General features: G+C 52.3%; 19 protein-coding genes. 7 read left to right on the top strand and 12 right to left on the bottom strand.

The features are described 5' to 3' along the window. Positions 1-109 precede the first annotated feature (109 nt). Together purS and purC are read right to left on the bottom strand one after the other, a co-directional pair. Positions 110-352: a phosphoribosylformylglycinamidine synthase subunit PurS gene (gene purS / locus HBA93_RS15245; protein ID WP_121993372.1), complete on the bottom strand. Its 243-nt coding sequence runs from the start codon at positions 350-352 to the stop codon at positions 110-112. A 108-nt stretch (positions 353-460) separates the two neighbouring features. Beyond that, positions 461-1,225 (bottom strand): phosphoribosylaminoimidazolesuccinocarboxamide synthase, encoded by a 765-nt coding sequence (purC, locus tag HBA93_RS15240; RefSeq protein ID WP_022711521.1) that lies wholly within the window; start codon positions 1,223-1,225, stop codon positions 461-463. 314 nt (positions 1,226-1,539) lie between these two features. Between purC and HBA93_RS15235 the strand changes: the two genes are divergently transcribed. Next, the gene (locus HBA93_RS15235) at positions 1,540-1,860 is read left to right on the top strand and encodes a DUF1476 domain-containing protein (protein ID WP_121993373.1); all 321 of its coding nucleotides are present in this window, start codon (positions 1,540-1,542) and stop codon (positions 1,858-1,860) included. Positions 1,861-2,019: 159 nt separating this feature from the next. After that, positions 2,020-2,787, top strand: a complete 768-nt coding sequence (locus HBA93_RS15230; protein ID WP_221723820.1) for an HpcH/HpaI aldolase family protein — start codon at positions 2,020-2,022, stop codon at positions 2,785-2,787. A 31-nt stretch (positions 2,788-2,818) separates the two neighbouring features. On the opposite strand, the gene HBA93_RS15225 is transcribed toward HBA93_RS15230, so the two are convergent. Next, on the bottom strand, positions 2,819-3,367 hold the full coding sequence (locus HBA93_RS15225) for an RBBP9/YdeN family alpha/beta hydrolase (RefSeq protein WP_121993375.1): 549 nt from the start codon (positions 3,365-3,367) through the stop codon (positions 2,819-2,821). Between the two features lie 272 nt (positions 3,368-3,639). Between HBA93_RS15225 and HBA93_RS15220 the strand changes: the two genes are divergently transcribed. Then, a complete protein-coding gene (locus HBA93_RS15220) occupies positions 3,640-4,494 on the top strand; it encodes a VOC family protein (protein ID WP_502910125.1) in 855 nt (284 codons plus the stop codon). Positions 4,495-4,575: 81 nt separating this feature from the next. Here the strand turns inward: HBA93_RS15220 and purB are convergent, their stop codons facing one another. The 7 genes from purB to HBA93_RS15185 all read right to left on the bottom strand — a co-directional run bounded on the left by purB (position 4,576) and on the right by HBA93_RS15185 (position 11,832). Further along, positions 4,576-5,886 (bottom strand): adenylosuccinate lyase, encoded by a 1,311-nt coding sequence (purB, locus tag HBA93_RS15215; protein ID WP_221723807.1) that lies wholly within the window; start codon positions 5,884-5,886, stop codon positions 4,576-4,578. 95 nt (positions 5,887-5,981) lie between these two features. Beyond that, positions 5,982-6,659 (bottom strand): ribulose-phosphate 3-epimerase, encoded by a 678-nt coding sequence (rpe, locus tag HBA93_RS15210; RefSeq protein ID WP_221723806.1) that lies wholly within the window; start codon positions 6,657-6,659, stop codon positions 5,982-5,984. A 116-nt stretch (positions 6,660-6,775) separates the two neighbouring features. Continuing rightward, entirely contained in the window at positions 6,776-7,702 is a 927-nt protein-coding gene (locus HBA93_RS15205; protein WP_221723805.1) for a lipid A biosynthesis lauroyl acyltransferase, read from the bottom strand. 85 nt (positions 7,703-7,787) lie between these two features. Beyond that, entirely contained in the window at positions 7,788-8,816 is a 1,029-nt protein-coding gene (locus HBA93_RS15200) for a zinc-binding dehydrogenase (protein WP_121993381.1), read from the bottom strand. Positions 8,817-8,872: 56 nt separating this feature from the next. Continuing rightward, positions 8,873-10,147 carry a beta-ketoacyl-ACP synthase gene (locus tag HBA93_RS15195; RefSeq protein ID WP_221720254.1) on the bottom strand — a complete coding sequence of 425 codons (1,275 nt, stop codon included), beginning with the start codon at positions 10,145-10,147 and terminating at the stop codon, positions 8,873-8,875. A gap of 12 nt (positions 10,148-10,159) precedes the next feature. After that, positions 10,160-11,323 carry a beta-ketoacyl-ACP synthase gene (locus HBA93_RS15190; RefSeq protein ID WP_221723804.1) on the bottom strand — a complete coding sequence of 388 codons (1,164 nt, stop codon included), beginning with the start codon at positions 11,321-11,323 and terminating at the stop codon, positions 10,160-10,162. A gap of 227 nt (positions 11,324-11,550) precedes the next feature. Next, positions 11,551-11,832: an acyl carrier protein gene (locus HBA93_RS15185; protein ID WP_022711508.1), complete on the bottom strand. Its 282-nt coding sequence runs from the start codon at positions 11,830-11,832 to the stop codon at positions 11,551-11,553. 370 nt (positions 11,833-12,202) lie between these two features. Here HBA93_RS15185 and HBA93_RS15180 point away from each other — a divergent pair, with 370 nt between their 5' ends. From HBA93_RS15180 to HBA93_RS15165, 4 genes are all read left to right on the top strand, one after another. Then, positions 12,203-13,159, top strand: a complete 957-nt coding sequence (locus tag HBA93_RS15180; protein WP_221723803.1) for an AEC family transporter — start codon at positions 12,203-12,205, stop codon at positions 13,157-13,159. A 115-nt stretch (positions 13,160-13,274) separates the two neighbouring features. Next, positions 13,275-14,732, top strand: coding sequence for an NAD-dependent succinate-semialdehyde dehydrogenase (locus tag HBA93_RS15175; RefSeq protein ID WP_221723802.1), 1,458 nt, complete (start codon positions 13,275-13,277; stop codon positions 14,730-14,732). Positions 14,733-15,075: 343 nt separating this feature from the next. Next, positions 15,076-15,825, top strand: coding sequence for a DUF1045 domain-containing protein (locus HBA93_RS15170; protein WP_221723801.1), 750 nt, complete (start codon positions 15,076-15,078; stop codon positions 15,823-15,825). A gap of 24 nt (positions 15,826-15,849) precedes the next feature. Continuing rightward, complete coding sequence (locus tag HBA93_RS15165) at positions 15,850-17,010, top strand: alpha-D-ribose 1-methylphosphonate 5-triphosphate diphosphatase (protein WP_221723800.1); 1,161 nt, start codon at positions 15,850-15,852, stop codon at positions 17,008-17,010. A gap of 194 nt (positions 17,011-17,204) precedes the next feature. On the opposite strand, the gene dusA is transcribed toward HBA93_RS15165, so the two are convergent. Then, complete coding sequence (dusA, locus tag HBA93_RS15160) at positions 17,205-18,245, bottom strand: tRNA dihydrouridine(20/20a) synthase DusA (RefSeq protein ID WP_353619366.1); 1,041 nt, start codon at positions 18,243-18,245, stop codon at positions 17,205-17,207. An 87-nt stretch (positions 18,246-18,332) separates the two neighbouring features. After that, a complete protein-coding gene (locus HBA93_RS15155; protein WP_122093957.1) occupies positions 18,333-19,037 on the bottom strand; it encodes a retropepsin-like aspartic protease family protein in 705 nt (234 codons plus the stop codon). Positions 19,038-19,212 lie beyond the last annotated feature (175 nt).

Here is a 19,212-nt window from a genome sequence, read left to right as displayed (position 1 = left end):
CGGCGAACTGCCGGTAATCTGATTGCCCGTAAAGGCGGTTTCCGCTTTTCCTGCAACTGCTTTAACTACTCTTCATAATATGATGTCAGATGACACTAAAAGAAAGAGATCAGGCGATGTCGAAGCTGTAATCTTCAATAACGGTATTGGCGAGAAGCTTTTCGCACATGGCTTTCAGCTCGGCTTCAGCCTTTGTTTTGTCCGCAGTTTCAAGAACAACATCAAAAACCTTGCCCTGACGTACAGAATTGACGCCATCAAAGCCGAGGCTGCCGAGAGCGCCGACAATGGCTTTACCCTGAGGGTCGAGAACGCCGTTTTTCAGTGTGACGGTGACGCGTGCCTTAATCACTTTGTTATCCTGTATTTTAGAAGAGGGAATGTACAGTCTCCGCAACGCGGAAATACTGCCTGAAAGACACAGCCCGGAAAGCGGCAGACTTCCCGGGCTGAAATGACGTTATTTAACCAGTGTCGGGCCGGTCGGGCGCGGCGGCTCGTTCTCGTTGATAATGCCGAGACGGCGTGCCACTTCCTGATAGGCCTCAACCAGACCACCCATATCACGGCGGAAACGGTCTTTGTCCATTTTCTCATTGGTGGCAACATCCCAGAGGCGGGCTGAGTCCGGCGAAATTTCATCAGCCAGAACCACGCGCATCATGTCGCCTTCGAACAGACGGCCGCATTCGATTTTGAAATCGACCAGCTGAATGCCGACACCGAGGAACAGGCCGGTGAGGAAGTCATTGATACGGATGGCAAGAGCCATAATATCATCGAGTTCCGCAGGGCTTGCCCAGCCAAATGCAGTGATATGCTCTTCGGAGACCATCGGGTCATCGAGCGCATCGGCTTTGTAGTAGAATTCGATGATTGAGCGCGGCAGAACAGTGCCTTCTTCAATCCCCAGACGCTTGGCCAGTGAGCCGGCGGCAACATTGCGCACTACGACTTCAAGCGGAATGATCTCGACTTCTTTAATCAGCTGCTCGCGCATGTTGACGCGGCGGATGAAGTGGGTCGGAATGCCGATCTTGTTCAACTGCGTAAAGATGTATTCGGAAATGCGGTTGTTCAGCACTCCCTTGCCATCAATCACTTCATGCTTTTTGGCATTGAAGGCGGTGGCATCATCTTTGAAAAACTGAATGAGAGTGCCTGGCTCCGGTCCTTCGTAAAGGATCTTGGCCTTGCCCTCGTAAATACGGCGGCGTCGATTCATGGGGTTTAGGAACCTCTGGGGTTTGCTGAGACCGTTTTGAGACGTCTCGTCTCATCCCGATGTTTCAGGAAGCGGCCACTGCAGCCGCAATGTCTGCGTTCCCTAGCGCAAATGATAACTTTTAACAATCATCCTTTATGCCGCTATGCTGTTTTTCAGCGATTGTTTTATGCTTTTTCTGTGCGCAGCCTCTGGTTGTGCCATTATGCGAACCCTATATGCCTAAAGCAGCCACGCATTATACTGTGATTTTGTTGCGGGCGGCGTATAATACAGATCAAGAATAAACCGACTAACTGAGATGTGAGGGACCTATGAGCGGAATGGACGAACGTCGCAATACATTCGAAAACAAATTTGCCCATGACGAAGATTTGCGGTTCCGCGCGATTGCCCGTCGCAATAAAATGCTTGGTCTCTGGGCTGCTGAAAAACTCGGCAAAACCGGAGAAGACGCACAGGCCTATGCCGGTGAAGTGGTGCGTGCAGATTTTGAAGAAGCCGGTGACGAGGATGTTATCCGCAAAATTACTGCTGATTTCAGTGCCGCATCCGTGAATGTCAGCGATGCTGAATTGCGTGCGCAACTGCTTGATTTTCTTGAGGAAGCTGTCAAGCAGATCAGCGCTGAATAATCAGCCTCTATAGAATTTCTGAAAAGCCGCACGGAATGCTCCGTGCGGCTTTTTATTTGATGTTTACTGTGAAGCGCATAGACGCCTTTTTCATTGCGCTCTAAGGTGTCCGTCGGGAACATTCTGAAATATAAGACACATACAGGTGCATTCATGACAATATCACACTCTTTGGCCACCCGTTTGCGCTCCGGTGAAACGGTTCGTTCTGCATGGAGTACTATCTCTGATCCGCTTTTGCTGGAAAATATCAGCACTCTGGGCTTTGATGCGGTGACGATGGATATGCAGCATGGTTCGCATACGGAGGTCAGCATCTGTCAGGGTGTCGGTACGATAAAAGCTGCCGGCAAGCCTGCTATCGTGCGTATTCCTGTCGGTCGCTTTGATACGGCCAGCCGCGCTCTGGATTTCGGAGCCAATGCGGTGATTGCCCCGATGATCAATTCCGTTGAGGATGCGCAAGCCTTTGCCGCTGCCATGAAATATCCGCCGGTTGGTGAGCGCTCATGGGGACCGCTGCGCAGTGATATCAGCTACGGGCAGGCCGGTTCCAATGAATATTTGCTCACGGTCAATCAGGAAACATTGAGTTTTGCGATGATTGAGACCCGTGCAGCCTATGAGGCGCTGGATGATATTCTGGCCGTGCGCGGAATTGATGGTGTGTTTGTCGGGCCTGCGGATTTCTCAATTGCATGGAGCAATGGTCGTGAAGCTAACCCGCTTTCCGAGGATATTGTTGAGCCGCTGACACGGATTGCGCAAAAGGCTGCTGCAAGCAACAAGCTGGCTGGTATTTATGCTCCCAACAGCGCATTTGCCAAACGGTATAATGCTCTGGGCTTCCGTTTCATAACGCTGGCCTCGGATCGGGGCTATCTGGCTGCCGGTGCATCGGCGATGCTGAAAGCATGGGATGAATAATATAAAAGCCGCTTTTAAGCGGCTTTTTCTTTCAGAGCTTGGACAGAAACTGGGTGAAGACCATGGTACCTTCAGGCCATGGGCCATGTCCGGATTCTGTGTTGATGTGACCGGCTTCACCGGCATCAATCAGCAGCGAGCCCCATGCATTCGCAATATCTTCCGCCGACTCAAATTTTGAGAACGGATCATTGCGGCTGGCAATGGTGATGGCCGGAAATGGCAGACGTTCGCGCGGATAGGGGCCGAAAGTCATCAGATGTTTAGGACGAATCGTTTCATCCAGCACATCCGGTGGCGCAACGAAAAAGCCACCGGCAACCTTGTCTTTGATGTGCGGAATAGCATGCACAGCTGTTGGCACACCAAGAGAGTGGGCGACGAGTACGACCGGTTTGGTGGCTTCCTCAACATGTTTGATGAGAGAGGCAACCCAGTCTTCGCGAACAGGCTTTGACCATTCGGCCTGCTGCACGCGTCGGGCGGTGGAGAGTTTATTCTCCCAGCGTGTCTGCCAGTGGTCAGGGCCGGAATTGGTGTAACCGGGGATAATGAGGATGTCTGCGTCTTTAACTTTCATATGCCTGATTTACTCTGCCTGAAGCGTTTATTCAATATTGGTTCTGCGCATCTCAGCTTTAGATAAAGCGCAATTTTTGTTGTCTTTTATATTATTCTTCAGGGGGCTGATTTAAAGACCATGTGCAGACTGTTTAATCTCAGTGGACAGTTTTGTGTTTAATCCGGCCATTGTATCTTAAAATATGAACAGCGTGTTTGCAGCTCTGTGTATTGCAACTTATCCGGCGGCGAGCGATTTATAGGTTATCTGAAAGTAACCGCTACCCTGTTATTGCTGGCAATTATTTCCAGGCGGCTACAGGAATAGGAATAAGAATTATGAGCAAATTACCGTTTGCAGTTACACGTCCTGCCTATGTTGAACGCGTCGGTCTGAAATCACGCGATGCTGAAACGCTGGCGCAATACTATGAGGAAATTGTCGGCTTGCGTGAAATGGCACGTCGCGGCTCTTCGATTGTTCTTGGCGCAGGCGGACGGGAATTGCTGGAAATCGAACAGTCTTCGGCTTTGAAACCGGAAGATCCGCGCAGTGCCGGTCTGTTTCACACCGCCTTTCTGTTGCCTGAACGCGCTGATCTGGCGCGCTGGATCAGACGCGCGATTGATAAACAGCTGCCGGTTGCCGGTGCATCCGACCATGCGGTGAGTGAAGCGGTATATCTGACCGACCCCGATGGGAATGGTATTGAGATTTACACCGATCGCGCACCGGATACATGGCAGTGGAACGGCGATCAGGTGCATATGGTGACCGATGCAATGGACGTGAATGGTCTTTTGCAGGAGTTGAACAATGCACCGTCTGAATGGACGAAAGCGCCGGAAGGCACTGTTGTCGGCCATGTGCATTTGCGTGTCGGGCAAATTCAGCCTGCGGATGACTGGTGGCATGATGAACTGGCATTCGATACAGTCGCAAAATACGGCTCAAAGGCGGTATTTTTGTCTTCCGGCGGTTATCATCACCACATTGCCAATAATATCTGGCAGAGTGCTGGCGCCGGTAAACGTGATCTTGACCGCAGCGGTCTGTCTTTTGTGCAGATCAATGATACGCGGGACGTAAAAACCCGTGTTATTGATGATCCGTGGGGGAATGAGATCCGCGTCAACAAAGTATAAAAGTAAAAAAGCCCCGCCTGAAAATCTCAGGCGGGGCTTTTAATTGCTTGAATATAAGCTCGATTATTTAAACACGCATTCTTACTTTTGCGTGTTAAACACGCGGTTGAAAATCGTATCAACGTGTTTGGTATGATAGCCGAGGTCGAATTTCTCGCGGATCTGCTCTTCGGAGAGTGCTGCGCGGACTTCCGCATCGGCCAGCAGTTCTTCGAGGAAGTCTTTGCCCTGTTCCCATACCTTCATCGCATTGCGCTGAACGAGGCGGTAGGAATCTTCACGGGATACGCCAGCCTGAGTGAGAGCCAGCAATACGCGCTGTGAATGCACCAGACCGCGGAACTTGTTCAGGTTGTTCATCATGTTTTCAGGATAAACAAGCAGCTTTTCAATCACGCTGGTCAGACGGGCGAGGGCGAAGTCCAGAGTTACAGTCGCATCCGGGCCGATCATACGCTCAACGGAGGAGTGCGAAATATCGCGCTCATGCCACAGAGCCACGTTTTCCATTGCAGGCAGCGCCATGGAGCGAACCATGCGGGCAAGACCGGTCAGATTTTCTGTCAGTACAGGGTTGCGCTTATGCGGCATTGCCGACGAGCCCTTCTGACCCGGTGAGAAATACTCTTCCGCTTCCAGCACTTCTGTACGCTGCAGATGACGGATTTCAACAGCCAGACGCTCAACAGAAGAAGCGATAACCGCCAGAACCGAGAAATACATCGCATGACGGTCACGTGGGATAACCTGTGTGGAAACCGGCTCGGCTTTCATGCCGAGCGATTTAGCAACATGTTCTTCAACGCGCGGGTCGATATTGGCGAATGTGCCGACCGCACCGGAGATAGCGCAGGTCGCGATTTCTTCACGGGCTGCAACCAGACGGGCGCGGCAGCGTTCGAATTCAGCATAAGCCAGTGCCATTTTAACGCCGAAAGTGATCGGTTCAGCGTGGATACCATGGCTGCGGCCGATGGTGATGGTGTCTTTGTGCTCGTAAGCGCGGGTTTTCAGCGCTGCCAGCAGCTTGTCGAGATCAGCGAGCAGCAGGTCGCTTGCGCGCATCAGCTGTACGTTGAAGCAGGTGTCGAGAACGTCCGACGAAGTCATGCCCTGATGGATGAAGCGGCTGTCAGGACCGACAAATTCAGCGAGATGGGTGAGGAATGCGATCACGTCATGTTTGGTGACTGCTTCGATCTCATCAATACGGGCAACATCAAACTTGGCCGCACCGCCTTTTTCCCAAATGGTTTTTGCGGATTCTTTCGGGATAACGCCGATTTCAGCCAGCGCATCACAAGCGTGAGCTTCAATCTCAAACCAGATGCGGAACTTGGTTTCCGGCGACCAGATGGCAACCATTTCAGGGCGGGAATAGCGCGGGATCATGTGCGTTTCCTAAAGTGTATTAGACGGGAGAGCCGGTTATCCGGCTGTTTAAAAAACATCAGGCGGATACTGCTATCCGCCTGTTAATGGCAATCTCATGCGCGGCCTTGTTCCGCAGCCTTGCGGATAGCCTCGACATTGGTGCGGTAACCTTCAAGATTACCGGCTTTATAAATGGAGGAACCGGCCACCAGAGAATTGGCACCGGCTTTGGCCGCAGCACCGGCATTCTCTGCCGTGACACCACCGTCAATCTGCAAATCAATCGGGCGGTTGCCGATCAGCGCATTGAGCTGCGCAATTTTCGGCAGCATGGAGGTGATGAATTTCTGACCGCCAAAGCCCGGATTGACGGTCATTGCCAGAATGAGATCAACGTCATCAATCACATTTTCCAGCACCGAAGCAGGCGTGCCCGGATTGATGGCAACACCGGCTTTTTTGCCGAGGTTGCGGATTGCCTGCAGCGAGCGGTGCAGGTGAGGGCCAGATTCTGCGTGAATGGTGATGATATCCGAACCGGCCTTGGCAAAAGCTTCGAGATAAGGATCACAAGGTGCAATCATCAGATGGGTGTCAAACACTGCGTCTGTATGCGGGCGGATTGCCTTTACCACATCCGGACCAAAAGTGATGTTCGGTACGAAATGGCCGTCCATCACGTCGATATGAATCCAGTCTGCACCGGCAGTCACAACATCTTTGATTTCCTGACCAAGCTTGGAAAAGTCAGAAGCGAGAATGGAAGGTGCAATGATAATCGGGCGGGACATGAGGAGATCCTTATTTCTAAGCCTTGAGCGAGGCTCTGTTCCGTTTGCAGGCGGTTAGCATGTCCGGCGTCAGCATACAAGTTTACGTGAAGCCGCGCCTGTTAAAACAGTACAGATTAGCCCCAGCGTTTGTGGAACCACATCCATTGCCCCGGATATTCGCGCACCCAGCCCTCAACCGTATCATTGAGTAACTGAGCTGTGGCGGCAATATCAACCTGACCATTTGCATCACGCGGTAGTTCCATGCGTTCTGACAATTCCAGACGATAGCGGCCACCGGGCAGGCGGATACAACGTGCCGGATACACATCGCAATCATATTGACGGGCGAGTTTGGCCAAAAGCGGATTGGTCTTAACCGGCTGATTAAAGAATGTGCTTGGCACGCCACGGGCGAATTTCTGATCAACCAGCATGCCCACATTGTCATCTTGCCCCAGCACGGCAGCCAGCGACCATGCAGCACCGGCTTTGGATGGTACCAGATGCCCCATATTGGTACGGCGTGCTTTCAGAACTTTGCGTGCGATAAACGGATTATTCGGCGGACGGAACAGCGCGGTAACATTGAGGCCAAAAGTTGCGGCGCAAATCGGCAGCAGTTCAAAATTGCCGGTATGGGCGGTGAAGAAAATATGCGGCTTTTTCTCATCGAGCAGGCGGCGGAAAATTTCTTCACCCTCGACTTCAATCAGGCCTTTTTCTTTGGCGTCCGGATCAAAATCGAAGATCGCATCGAGAAATACATATTCGGCCAGCAGACGCGCCATGCTGTCCCACATTTCCAGCGCGATTTCTTCAATCTCCTGAGGAGATTTTTCCGGATAGGCATTGGCGAGATTGCGCGTTGCCACTTTATGACGCGACGACAGCGGGCCGATTTTGCGTGCAACCCAAGCGGAAAACCGGATGGCGGCTTTGGCAGGCAGCAAACGAAGCAGAGCCAGCAAAATGAAGACTGCCTGCGCCCACAGCCAGTAATTGGCAACTTTCAGCTTCTGCCAATATTTGAACGCAAGGAGTTTCAGTTTGAACATCAAGAGAGCTTTCGCTTTAAAAAGTTACAGCGTCCTGTGCATCAAAACACAGGGCGCTGCAAGATAATCTACATTGATAAATTGAGGATCAGTCAATTGTCAGAATGATTTTGCCGAAGACGTCACGGCTTTCCATGCGCTTCAAAACAGTGTCGATCTGATCAAAACCAACCACAGTATCAATCACCGGAGAGACCTGACCCTGTGCCATTTTCTGCATAGCATCGGCCATGTTTTCCATGCGGCAACCGAAGGAGCCGAGCAGTTTGAGCTGCTGCTGGAACAGCATCATCAGGTTCATGCTTGTTGAAACACCGGATGTGGAGCCGCAAGTGACCAGACGGCCGCCGCGCTTCAGCGACAGCATGGAGCCAGCCCATGTATCGGCACCAACATGTTCGAATACCACGTCGACGCCTTTTTTCTTGGTGAGCTTGCGCATCACGCCTTCAAAGCGGTCTTCACGGTAGTTGATCACATGATCTGCACCAAGTGCTTTGGCTTTTTCGATTTTATCATTGGAACCGACCGTGGTGTAAACGGTGCAACCCATTCTCTTGGCCAGCTGAATCGCAGCGGTACCAATGCCGGAACCACCAGCCTGAATGAGGATGCTTTCACCCGGCTGCAGCTTGGCATTGTCGAACAGCATGTGTTCAACCGTACCGAATGTCACCGGAGCAACAGCGGCACCGATTGCATCAACACCCGGAGGTGCTGCGACCAGCAGACGCGCAGGCAGATTAACAGCTTCACAGGCGAAACCGTCAAGGTGGAAACCGTGAACGCCGGAAACATGTTCGCAAAGATTGTCGCGGCCTTCGCGACAGGCTTTACACAGGCCACAGGTGCGGGCGCCGTAGATCGACACCAGCTGACCCGGCAGTACATTGGATACGCCTTCGCCGATTGCGGTGACAACGCCCGATGCTTCTGCACCGATGACCAGCGGCATTTTGCGCTTGGCAAAAGCCATGCCCCGCCAGCCCCATACGTCGATATGGTTGAGGGCAACCGCTTTGATATTGACGGTAACTTCACCAAAGCCCGGCTTTTCAGGAGCCGGAATGTCGGTGATTTCCAAGCGGCGGTCATCGAGGAGCTGTAATGCGCGCATGTTTGAGTTCTATCCTTATTAAATTTTGAGTGCCTGATCGGGGAGCGCAAAACCGCTTAATGCGGCGCTGCAACCACGAGGCTGGCATTCTGACCGCCAAAGCCGAAAGAGTTCGACAGAATGGCAGTGACATTGGCATCCCGTTTTACATTTGGCACCACGTCAAGCGCGATTGCCGGATCAGGATTGTCGTAATTGATGGTCGGCGGCAGTGTGCCTGTCTGAATGGTCAGCAGCGAGAACACGGCTTCAATCGCACCGGCAGCCGTCAGCGTATGACCGATCATCGACTTGTTGGACGAGACCGGAATTGAGCTGATGCGTTCACCGAAGACGGAGGACAGAGTGTGATACTCCATCTTGTCGTTTTCCGGTGTCGATGTGCCATGTGCGTTGACATAGCTGATATCGTCGATGGTCAGGCCTGCATCATCCAAGGCCGCACGCACAGTGGCGATAGCCGGTGAAGCGTCGGGGCTGGAACGGGTGCGGTGGAAATCATCCGCCTTTTCGCCGCAGCCTTTGAGAATACCGAGAATTTTTGCACCACGGGCAATAGCGCTTTCCAGCGATTCCATCACCAGAGCGCCGGAACCTTCAGCCATAGCAAAACCGTCACGGTCTTTGCTGAATGGCTTGGAAGCCTTGTGCGGCTGGTCATTCTGCGTGGACAGAGCGGAAAGCAGCGAGAAGCGGATCAGTGCTTCAGCGGAAACAGAACCATCTGTGCCGATGGCAAGAACGCGGTCGCTTTCACCACGGCGAATGGCTTCAACGCCGGACTGAATAGCGGTCGCACCCGATGCGCAAGCGGTGGACATCGTCACCGGCAGGCCGCGTGTACCGAAGATATCTGCCAGACGCTCGGCAATATAGCCGAACTGAGTGGTATTGAATTCATCCATGCGCGGATTGTTGCGGCAGGCTTCCAGCAGCAGCTGATAGCTTGGTTCACCCTGATTTTTCACCAGTGCGTCCAATGCAAAGCGGCTTTTCCAGTCTAATTCAACCGGTGGCGCTGCCAGAAACAGCGGGCCGCCGAAATCTGTGACCGACAGGCCGGACTGCGCAATCGCTTCTTCACCGGCGAGACGTGCCAGTTTTTCAGACAGCGCTGATGCGCCGATTGTGCTTTCCGGCAGGAAATCTACTGTACCGGCGATGCGGGTCTTGAGATTTTCAGTCGGGAAACGGTTGATTTCGTGAATGCCGGACTGACCACCGGTCAGGGCATTCCAGTTATCTTCCTTGCCGGTTCCCAGCGGGGAAACAACGCCGGCACCGGTAATGGCAACGAGAGGACGGCCGAGATGATCGGTAAATTTTGACATGGAGACCTCCGATCAGGCTTTTACAATAATGGCTGCACCCTCGGAGCGGGTGGCTCCGACGGTCAATGCTGTGGCGCGGTCAAGTGCACCGCTGCGTGCGGTTTCATCACCGGAAAGCGGAGCAAAAGCTTCGCCTTTCCAGACGCTGAGCGCGGCGAGTGCAAGTGCCAGCGGGAATTGTGCTTCACGCATATGGCCGAACAGGCCGGATACGCCGCGATAGCTGGCACCCTTGGCGCTCAAAGCTGCCTTTTCTGCAGCTGTCGACTGATGGGCACCGGATGCACCGGACACAACAAAACTGTTGTCTTCAATCAGTGCTGAAACAGCTGCGGTAAGGTCTTCTTTGCCGCGGCGGATCTGACCGCTGGAGATAGATGCAATCTCACCATAGGCGCGGGCACCACGGGCTTTAGCATGTTCTGCTTCTTCGAGAACGAGGAAGATGCCGCCGGAACCGGTGATCATACCGCCGCCCTGCGAGCCTTCACGTGCCCAGACCGGAGCCCAGCCGTCAGACTTCAGGAAACCGCCGAGCTCATGGCCGAGCAACATGTCGAAATGTTCCGCATTGTAAGAACCGCCCACGAGCGCATGGGTGCTCTGGCCGGTACGGATGCGGGCTGCTGCAGTTTCCACTGCGGAAATGCCGGAGCCTTCTTCACCCATGAATGTGCGTGATGATCCGGTAACTTTATGAACAATCGAAATATTACCGGCAAGCAGATTGGAAAGCTGCGCCAGAAACAGCGTCGGACGCAGTTCAGTGGAAAGCTTTTCGTTAAGCATCAGACCCGGTTGATTGTTGCCGCGGCCTGCATCGAGAATTTGTGTGTCGACGCTGATATCGCGTTCGCCGCCACCGGCGCTCACGATCATATCCATTGTGGAGCAAAGCGCCTCATTCTCTTTGATGCCGGCATCCTGCAGGGCAAGACCTGCCGCATAGGTGCCGAGACGCTGCCATGTTTCCATCTGACGCTGGTCGGAGCGCTTCGGAATTTGCTGAGACCAGTCAACTTCGCCCAACGGGTGAACTGTGTAAGGAGCGAAATTCTCTGTATCGAGCTTCGGCTGCGTCCCTGCTGATGTGAGGGCAGACCAATGGGCTTCCACGCCTTCACCCAGAGAGGTGATGAGGCCGATGCCGGTGATGAGAACTTTTTTGCTGTGCATGAGCTGCTCGCTTGATTTCCGGTCGTAACTTACCCGAAGGCAGGATTTGACAGTGGTATAATTATGACAGGGACAGATTTATCTCTGAAACATACTTATCAATGACAAAAGCCGCATCAAGCGGCGATCAATGTTTTGTGATTGTAATCACAATTATATAAGCCACTGCCTGTAAAAAGACGCGCGGTATGGTTTGTTTTCCACACTGCGCGTCAATTTAACTTAAATTAGGCCTGTTTGGCAGCGACGAGTTCGTCGATTTTTGCGCAGAGATTCTTCAGAACGAAATATTCTTCAGTATCTGCTTTGCCTTCGTTCACTTCCTGAGTCCACTGTTCCAGAGGAATCTTGATGCCGAAAGCTTTATCAATTGCGAAAACGATGTCGAGGAAATCGAGGCTGTCGATGCCCAGATCGTCGATTGTATGGCTTTCAGGCGTAATGGAAGCGCGGTCAATTTCGCTGGTTTCAGCAATAATATCAGCTACTTTGTCAAATGTTGAGGACAATTTGAAAATCCTTGTATCAGGCCCGAACCAGCAGGCATCGTTGTTTAATCAGGGCGTGTCTAGCGTTTTTCGCTCAAAAGGGAAAGATATATTCCCCCTTCGGGTAAGACCCTGAGAATATGAAGATCTTCCGCTTGTGCCATTTTGCAACAGCTTGTCTGATAAGCGGGGATCAATTTACACATATTATATTCTGAAAACCGCTGTGCAATTTCCAGAATATGCCCTGACTGATCTTTCATATTGCGCAAATTTATGAAGAAATCAGCAAGAGTTTGGCGATTTACAATAAATTTGTAAATCTGCGCAGGAATCAAGAATGCTTTAAAGCATAATTTCTTCGCGGCTTTGCAGATAAGTATGGTGAAATATGGGTCTCGCGGCCACAATTACAATTATCTTCAGCATTATTATGCTTGGCTACATATTTGCGAGGCTGAAGATATTGAGCGATACGACCGGAGACGGTCTCGCTGATTTCGTATTTGTGGTCTCTACGCCGTTGTTGCTTTTCCGTACAATGATGACCGCCGATTTTCAGTCGAGTAATCCTTGGGAATTGTGGCTGGTCTATTTTACCGGTGTCGTTGTTGCATGGACTGCTGCGCATTGCGGAATCCGATTCATGTTTGGCCGTGACCGGCGGGCAGGTGTGGTTGCCGGTGTGACCGGCGCTTTTTCCAATCTGGTTTTTCTTGGTATGCCGTTGATGCTTGGCGTTTACGGTGAGGCGGGACTGGTGATTATTTCGCTGATTATCAGCATTCATATGCCTCTGATGATGGCCGCATCGCTGATGCTGAATGAATGGGCTTTGCGCAAAGACGGGATCATCAGCGGTGAAACCAGCCGTTATGACACGGCGGTTAAATTTATCACGTCTCTGCTGCGTAATCCGCTGGTTATCGGCATTCTCGCCGGATGGCTGATGCGTCTTTCCGGCCTGTCGGTTCCGCAATTGCCGATGCAACTGATTTCAATGCTGGCTGATGTATCGGGACCTTTGGCGCTGTTTGCCATGGGGATGGGACTGAAGAAATTCGGTATTTCCGGCAATGTGATTGCCGCCGGTGTGAATGCGTCTTTCAAACTGATGCTGATGCCTGCTGTGGTTTTCGCTATGGCATGGCTGATCGGGCTGCCGCCTTTGACTGCCAAGGTGGCAATTACAGCTGCGGCGCTGCCGTCGGGCGTTAATTCTTATCTGATTGCCACGCGATTCGGCGTCGGACAGGGGCTGTCTTCGACCTCGATGGTGCTGGCGACAGCTGCATCTGCTGTTACGCTGGCAATGTGGATTGGTCTGGCGCAAGCGGTTTGGGGCTGAGGTGCTTTTTCGCGCACATCCCTTGACATTATCCCTGTCAAAGCCCTTGATCTGATCGGGAAACAAGCATGCAATTTTGAGGGTAATTGCATGTATTGTCGTGAGGAGAGAAGTTATGAATGCGAATATCAGCCGGTTTATCAAACAGGCTAATCTGATTGGCGGTCAGTGGGTGGCTGCAGATAGCGGTGCAACGATCGATGTTATGAATCCGGCGACCGGTAAGGCGATCGGCACCATACCAAAATCCGGTAAGGCAGAGACTGCGCGCGCGATTGAAGCTGCAGCGCAAGCTTTTAAAACCTGGCGCAAAACCACAGCCAATGAGCGCTCGCAGAAAATGCGCAAATTGCATGATCTGATTTTGGCCAATCAGGATGCGCTGGCTGAAATTCTGACTATGGAGCAGGGCAAGTCGTTCACGGAAGCCAAAGGTGAGGTAGCAAGCTCTGCCGCTTATATTCTGTGGTATGCGGAAGAGGCGCGGCGCGTTTATGGTGATGTGGTGCCGTCCCCTTGGGCAGATCGCCGTATTATGGTGACCAAAGAGCCGGTGGGCGTTGTCGCGGCGATTACACCGTGGAATTTTCCGTCTTCCATGTTGGCACGCAAGATCGGTCCTGCTTTGGCAACGGGCTGTACAGTCGTGGTGAAACCGGCAACGCAAACACCTTATTCCGGTCTGGCATGGGGCGTGCTGTGTGAAGAAGCAGGGATTCCGGCAGGTGTGGTTAATATTCTCACCGGTTCTGCCAGCGAAATCGGGGGCGAACTGACCCGTAATCCGCAGGTTGCCAAACTGACCTTCACCGGCTCGACTGAAATCGGCAAGCTCCTGATGAAGCAGACAGCAGGCACTGTCAAAAAAGTCTCGATGGAACTGGGTGGCAATGCGCCGTTTATCGTTTTCGATGATGCTGATCTGGATCGCGCTGTTGCCGGTGCGATTGCGGCCAAGTTCCGCAATTCCGGCCAAACCTGTGTTTGTACCAACCGGTTCTTCGTACAGTCCAAAATCTACAGCCGCTTTGTTGAAAAATTCACAGAAGCTGTGGAGCAGCTTAAAGTCGGCGATGGTATGGATTCCGGTACCCAGCAGGGGCCGTTGATTGATATGAATGCAGTCGAAAAAGTTGAAGAATTTATTGCTGATGCGACCAAAAAAGGCGGCCGCATTGTCACCGGCGGTAAGCGCCACGCACTGGGCGGCAGCTATTTCGAACCGACTGTAATTGCCGATGCCAAACCGCGTATGCGCTTCACCAAAGAAGAAATTTTTGGCCCTGTTGCACCGGTCTATAAATTCAAATCCGAAGAAGATGTAATCGAACAGGCCAATAATACCGAATACGGCCTTGCCTGCTATTTCTATACGCAGGATCTCGGCCGCGCTTTCCGTGTGATGGAAGGGCTGAAATATGGTCTCGTCGGCGTCAATGAAGGACTGATCTCAACCGTTGAGGCACCGTTTGGTGGACTGAAAGAGTCCGGTCTTGGCAAAGAAGGCGGACATCAGGGAATCGAAGACTATCTCGATACCAAATATGTCTGCATCGGCGGATTAGGTCTGTAAGCCTGAGCATATTTTAAATCACCGGATGGCATATGGATATCAATGCCATCCGTTTCAGGCTGAGATTTTTGGCAGTTATCGGAAATCTTTTCTGACCTATTTTACCAAGGTGATTGCCGGATTGGCCAAAAGACGTTTAACTCTGTTGATTCAAAACGTCTTTTTGTAAAAATCTGTCCGTTGTTTTTCAGTTTTTTGGGTATTGAGGCGTTTTTTCAGCATCTTGTCATAATAGGTGCGGACTGTGAGGGTATAGAGCCCGCATCATCAGGCCACTTATGGCAAAGCATGGTATGACACCGTCTGACATGCCGGTTCGTAAACCTGTGAAAAAGGGATTTTTATGCGATACGGAATATATTTCACACCCTCTGCTCATGATCCGTTGCTGCGGGTGGCTGCAAACTGGCTCGGCCGCAATGCTTTTAACGGTATGGTTGTGCGCACGCCGGTGATTGGTTCCGTCAGCCCTGATGAGGTCAGTGCTCTGACTGAAGAGCCGCGCCGCTACGGTTTTCATGCGACGCTGAAGGCACCGTTTCGTTTGCATGATGATTATGAAGAACACCAGCTTCTCTCTGCGATGATGCATTTTGCCTCCAGCTATCAGGCTGTGCAGTTGCCTAAGCTCAAAGTTTCGCAGATCGGACCTTTCTTTGCGCTGGTCGTATCCGAGCCTTGTGCGGAACTTCAGCAGCTGGCCAATGATGTGGTGGTGCATTTTGAGCGCTTTCGTGCGCCGCTGAATGCGCAGGAACTGGCTAAGCGCAAGCCCGAGAAGATGGATGCTATACACCGTGCCAATCTCGACCAGTGGGGCTATCCTTATGTGTTCGAGCAGTTCCGCTTTCATATGACCCTGACCGGCGCAGTGCCTGAGGAAAAACAGGTGCATGTGCGTAATGTGCTGGAAGAGTTTTTCGCGCCGGTGCTGAATGAACCGGTCAAAATCACCAATCTGGCTCTGTTTACCGAGGCAGAATCAGGTGTACCATTTGAAGTGCACTCGCTTCACCCGCTGACGGGTAAGCCGGTTGCTGCGCAGAATACGGTCTCAGCGGAATTACAGCTGGAAAAAACCGCGGCTGAATAGTCGTATAAAACTTTAAGAGAAGATATGTCCGCTCCAAACCAAAATAAATCTGCCGAAACAATTCTGACCAATGCACGGATTGTGCTGCCTGATGAAATCATCAGCGGCACCGTTGTCATGCGTGACGGAAAGATTGCTGCGATTGATCATACAATCTCGGCATCGGGTAAGGATATGCACGGGGATTATCTGATCCCCGGTCTGGTTGAGTTGCATACGGATCATCTCGAAGGCCATTATGCACCGCGTCCGAAAGTGCGCTGGAACCCGCTGGCCGCGATACAGGCGCATGATGCGCAGATTGCTGCCTCTGGTATCACCACAGTTTTTGATGCACTGCGCGTCGGCCATGACGGCGAATGCGAAGTTGTGATTGATGACATGCTATTGCTGGCAGATGCGTTGCAGGCAGCCCAAAGCAAAGGCCGTTTGCGCGCAGAACATTATCTGCATCTGCGCTGCGAAGTTTCGTCCAATGATTGTATCAGTGCATTTGAGCAACTGCGGGGCGCATCGGGAGTGCGTCTTGCTTCCCTGATGGATCACGCACCGGGGCAGCGGCAGTTTCCGGATATGGAATCTTACCGCATCTATTTCATGCGCAAGAACAAAGTCAGCGAAGACGATTATCAGGTCTATTGTGACCGCCGTGTCGGTGAATCACAGCGCAATTCCGCGAAAAACCGTGCGCTGATTGCTGATTATTGCCATGCCAACGGCATTATGCTGGCAAGTCATGATGATGCGACGCAAGCCCATGTCGATGAATCCGTGGCTCATGGTGTGGCTGTTGCCGAGTTCCCGACAACGATTGAAGCCGCTGCAGCATCGCACTCCAACGGCATCGGCGTGATGATGGGCGGGCCGAATGTCGTGCGTGGCGGTTCGCATTCCGGCAATGTCTCTGCTCTGGAGCTGGCCGAAAAAGGCTATCTGGATATTATCTCGTCGGATTATATCCCTTTCAGCATGTTGCAGGGGGCTTTCAACCTTGCGCATGTGGTGGAGCATATTGATCTGCCGCAGGCTATCCGCATGGTCAGCGCCAATCCGGCAAAAGCTGTCGGTATGACAGATCGCGGTTCAATCGCAGAAGGTCTGCGTGCCGATCTCGTGCGCGTTCACGCCATTGACGATGTGCCGGTGGTGCGATCGGTCTGGCGCTCCGGCACCAGAGTCAGTTGATATCAGGGCTCTGACGGTCTGCAAATGGTGTTTCTTTGCGCTTCCGGTGCTCATGTACTAAATGTACATTCCGCTCCGGTTCTCAAGAACCACCATTTTCGCCAAGTCATAACCCAAATCTCAAGCTGCTCTGCAGCAATCTTCGATCATTCTAGAACGAATGGTGACTTATATAGGCTATAGGAAAGCCAAAATTATTCCGCTGCCTGTCCCGCACGGGTGGCGTTGTTTTCTTCTACCTCGGCAGCAGTCTCGCACATCACCTGATAGGCTTTGCGGATGATCTTGCTGTCCGCATCATTGCGTGTGGCATCTGTCGAGAGAATTTGCCGCCAGCGGCGTGAACCCGCCTGACCCTGAAACAGCCCGACCATATGGCGGCTGATATGAGCAAGGCGGCCGCCATCCGCAATATGCCGGTCAGCATAATCGCACATCACATCCAGCACATCTTCCATCGAAAGAGGTGTGGTTCCATCACCATAAACAAGGCGATCCACATCACGCAGCACCATTGGTGTGTGATAAGCTGTTCGACCAATCATCACGCCGTCTGTATGCTGCAAATGGGTGGCTGTTTCATCAAGGCTGGTAATTCCGCCGTTAATGCCGACAAAATGCTGCGGATAATCCTGTTTCAGCCGGTAAACGCGGTCATAATCCAGCGGCGGGATATCACGGTTTTCTTTCGGCGATAGTCCCTGCAGCCATGCTTTACGCGCATGTACCCACAGTGCATCTGCGCCTTCCGCAATCACCATGCGGCTGAGCTCTGAGAGTGCGGCTTCCTGATCCTGATCATCCACGCCGATACGGCATTTCACCGTTACCGGAATTTTCACTGCCTGTTTCATGGCGGCAACGCAGTCTGCCACCAGTCGCGGTGTCAGCATCAGACAGGCACCGAAGGCACCCGACTGCACGCGGTCTGACGGGCAACCGACATTGAGATTGATCTCGTCATAGCCGAAGGATTCGCCGATTTTAGCGGCCTCGGCAAGTTTCAGCGGATCAGAGCCGCCAAGTTGCAGAGCGACAGGATGTTCCTGTTCTGAAAAGCCGAGCAGGCGGTCACGCTTGCCATGGATGGCAGCATCGGCGACCACCATTTCCGTATAGAGCAAAGTATGGCGGGTGAGCAGACGATGCATAAAACGGCAATGCCTGTCCGTCCAGTCGAGCATAGGCGCGATGGAAAAGGTTTTGGCGGCATAGAGTTTTTCTGGTCTGGTCACAATTATCTTCTTTACGGCGTCTTCTCTGCGGATGTTTCTGCGCGGACATAATGGTTAAAGACCGGCCTGTCCAGCTTGACGGCTTTTTCAGTCAGTCAGGATCAGCTGATCGCGCTGCACAGTATAGGCACTCAGGCTGTTCATGAAGTTCATACCCAGCAGGCTGCCGCTGAGCTGGCCTTCCTGTGAAACCAGTGCGCGCAGGTTCTGACGGGTGATATTGCCGATGCGGATTTCCTGCAATCGTACTGATGCAGCCATGGTGCGGCCATTGGCTGTGCTGACAGGATTCGTATAGCTGAGGCTGCTGACATCAATACCGGCTTTTTCAGCATCTGCCTGTGTCAGCACGATTGTGGAAGCACCGGTATCGACCATGAAGCGCACGCGCTGGTCGTTCACCAGTGCATTGACTTCAAAATGACCGTTGGCCGACTGACCGATGCTGACCGTCTCGGCACCGTCAACACTATTTCCGCTGACTGCATTGCCTGGTATCAGCCCTGCGGTTACGCGATTGGCGATATTGGTCAGCTCATACTGATATTGATAGCCGGTGACGAGGCCGAGAATAATCACTGCCCAGATTGCAATATTGCGCATCATATGATTGAGCGGAATACCTGAGCCAAGTAAACCGGCAGCCACGACAACGCCAAAAATGCTCATATAGGCCGCATCGGCAAAATCATCATTGGCAAGGCCGAGTGTTGTGCCGCTCTCGTCATTGACGATCAGAACGAGCAGGAGAATGGCAATTGCTGCGATAACCAGCCAGAATAAACGGTTCATGAGGTCATTGTTCCTGAGACTGTCGGATGATCCTGCCGAAGCAGGCATGTCTTTATATGGAGGCTTTAGCCTGCGGGCACAATAATTTCATTTTTCTGCACTTTGAAAAACTGTGAGCAGGGCGTATAGCAGGCGCAGATGAATTTCCCCCTCTACGGCTAAAAGACGGATTTGA

The organism is Ochrobactrum sp. SFR4, from assembly GCF_019730395.1.
In the GTDB taxonomy this organism is placed as follows: Bacteria; Pseudomonadota; Alphaproteobacteria; order Rhizobiales; family Rhizobiaceae; genus Pseudochrobactrum.
Note: the sequence above shows the minus strand (reverse complement) of the source record. Positions and strands in the feature narration are given on the sequence as shown.

Bases quoted from the DNA above. Each gene is read 5' to 3' on its own strand.
- purC (WP_022711521.1), bottom strand. From the start codon at position 1,225: ATGAATCGACGCCGCCGTATTTACGAGGGCAAGGCCAAGATCCTTTAC.
- HBA93_RS15235 (WP_121993373.1), top strand. From the start codon at position 1,540: ATGAGCGGAATGGACGAACGTCGCAATACATTCGAAAACAAATTTGCC.
- HBA93_RS15225 (WP_121993375.1), bottom strand. From the start codon at position 3,367: ATGAAAGTTAAAGACGCAGACATCCTCATTATCCCCGGTTACACCAAT.
- purB (WP_221723807.1), bottom strand. From the start codon at position 5,886: ATGATCCCGCGCTATTCCCGCCCTGAAATGGTTGCCATCTGGTCGCCG.
- rpe (WP_221723806.1), bottom strand. From the start codon at position 6,659: ATGTCCCGCCCGATTATCATTGCACCTTCCATTCTCGCTTCTGACTTT.
- HBA93_RS15200 (WP_121993381.1), bottom strand. From the start codon at position 8,816: ATGCGCGCATTACAGCTCCTCGATGACCGCCGCTTGGAAATCACCGAC.
- HBA93_RS15195 (WP_221720254.1), bottom strand. From the start codon at position 10,147: ATGTCAAAATTTACCGATCATCTCGGCCGTCCTCTCGTTGCCATTACC.
- HBA93_RS15190 (WP_221723804.1), bottom strand. From the start codon at position 11,323: ATGCACAGCAAAAAAGTTCTCATCACCGGCATCGGCCTCATCACCTCT.
- HBA93_RS15180 (WP_221723803.1), top strand. From the start codon at position 12,203: ATGGGTCTCGCGGCCACAATTACAATTATCTTCAGCATTATTATGCTT.
- HBA93_RS15175 (WP_221723802.1), top strand. From the start codon at position 13,275: ATGAATGCGAATATCAGCCGGTTTATCAAACAGGCTAATCTGATTGGC.
- HBA93_RS15170 (WP_221723801.1), top strand. From the start codon at position 15,076: ATGCGATACGGAATATATTTCACACCCTCTGCTCATGATCCGTTGCTG.
- HBA93_RS15165 (WP_221723800.1), top strand. From the start codon at position 15,850: ATGTCCGCTCCAAACCAAAATAAATCTGCCGAAACAATTCTGACCAAT.
- HBA93_RS15155 (WP_122093957.1), bottom strand. From the start codon at position 19,037: ATGAACCGTTTATTCTGGCTGGTTATCGCAGCAATTGCCATTCTCCTG.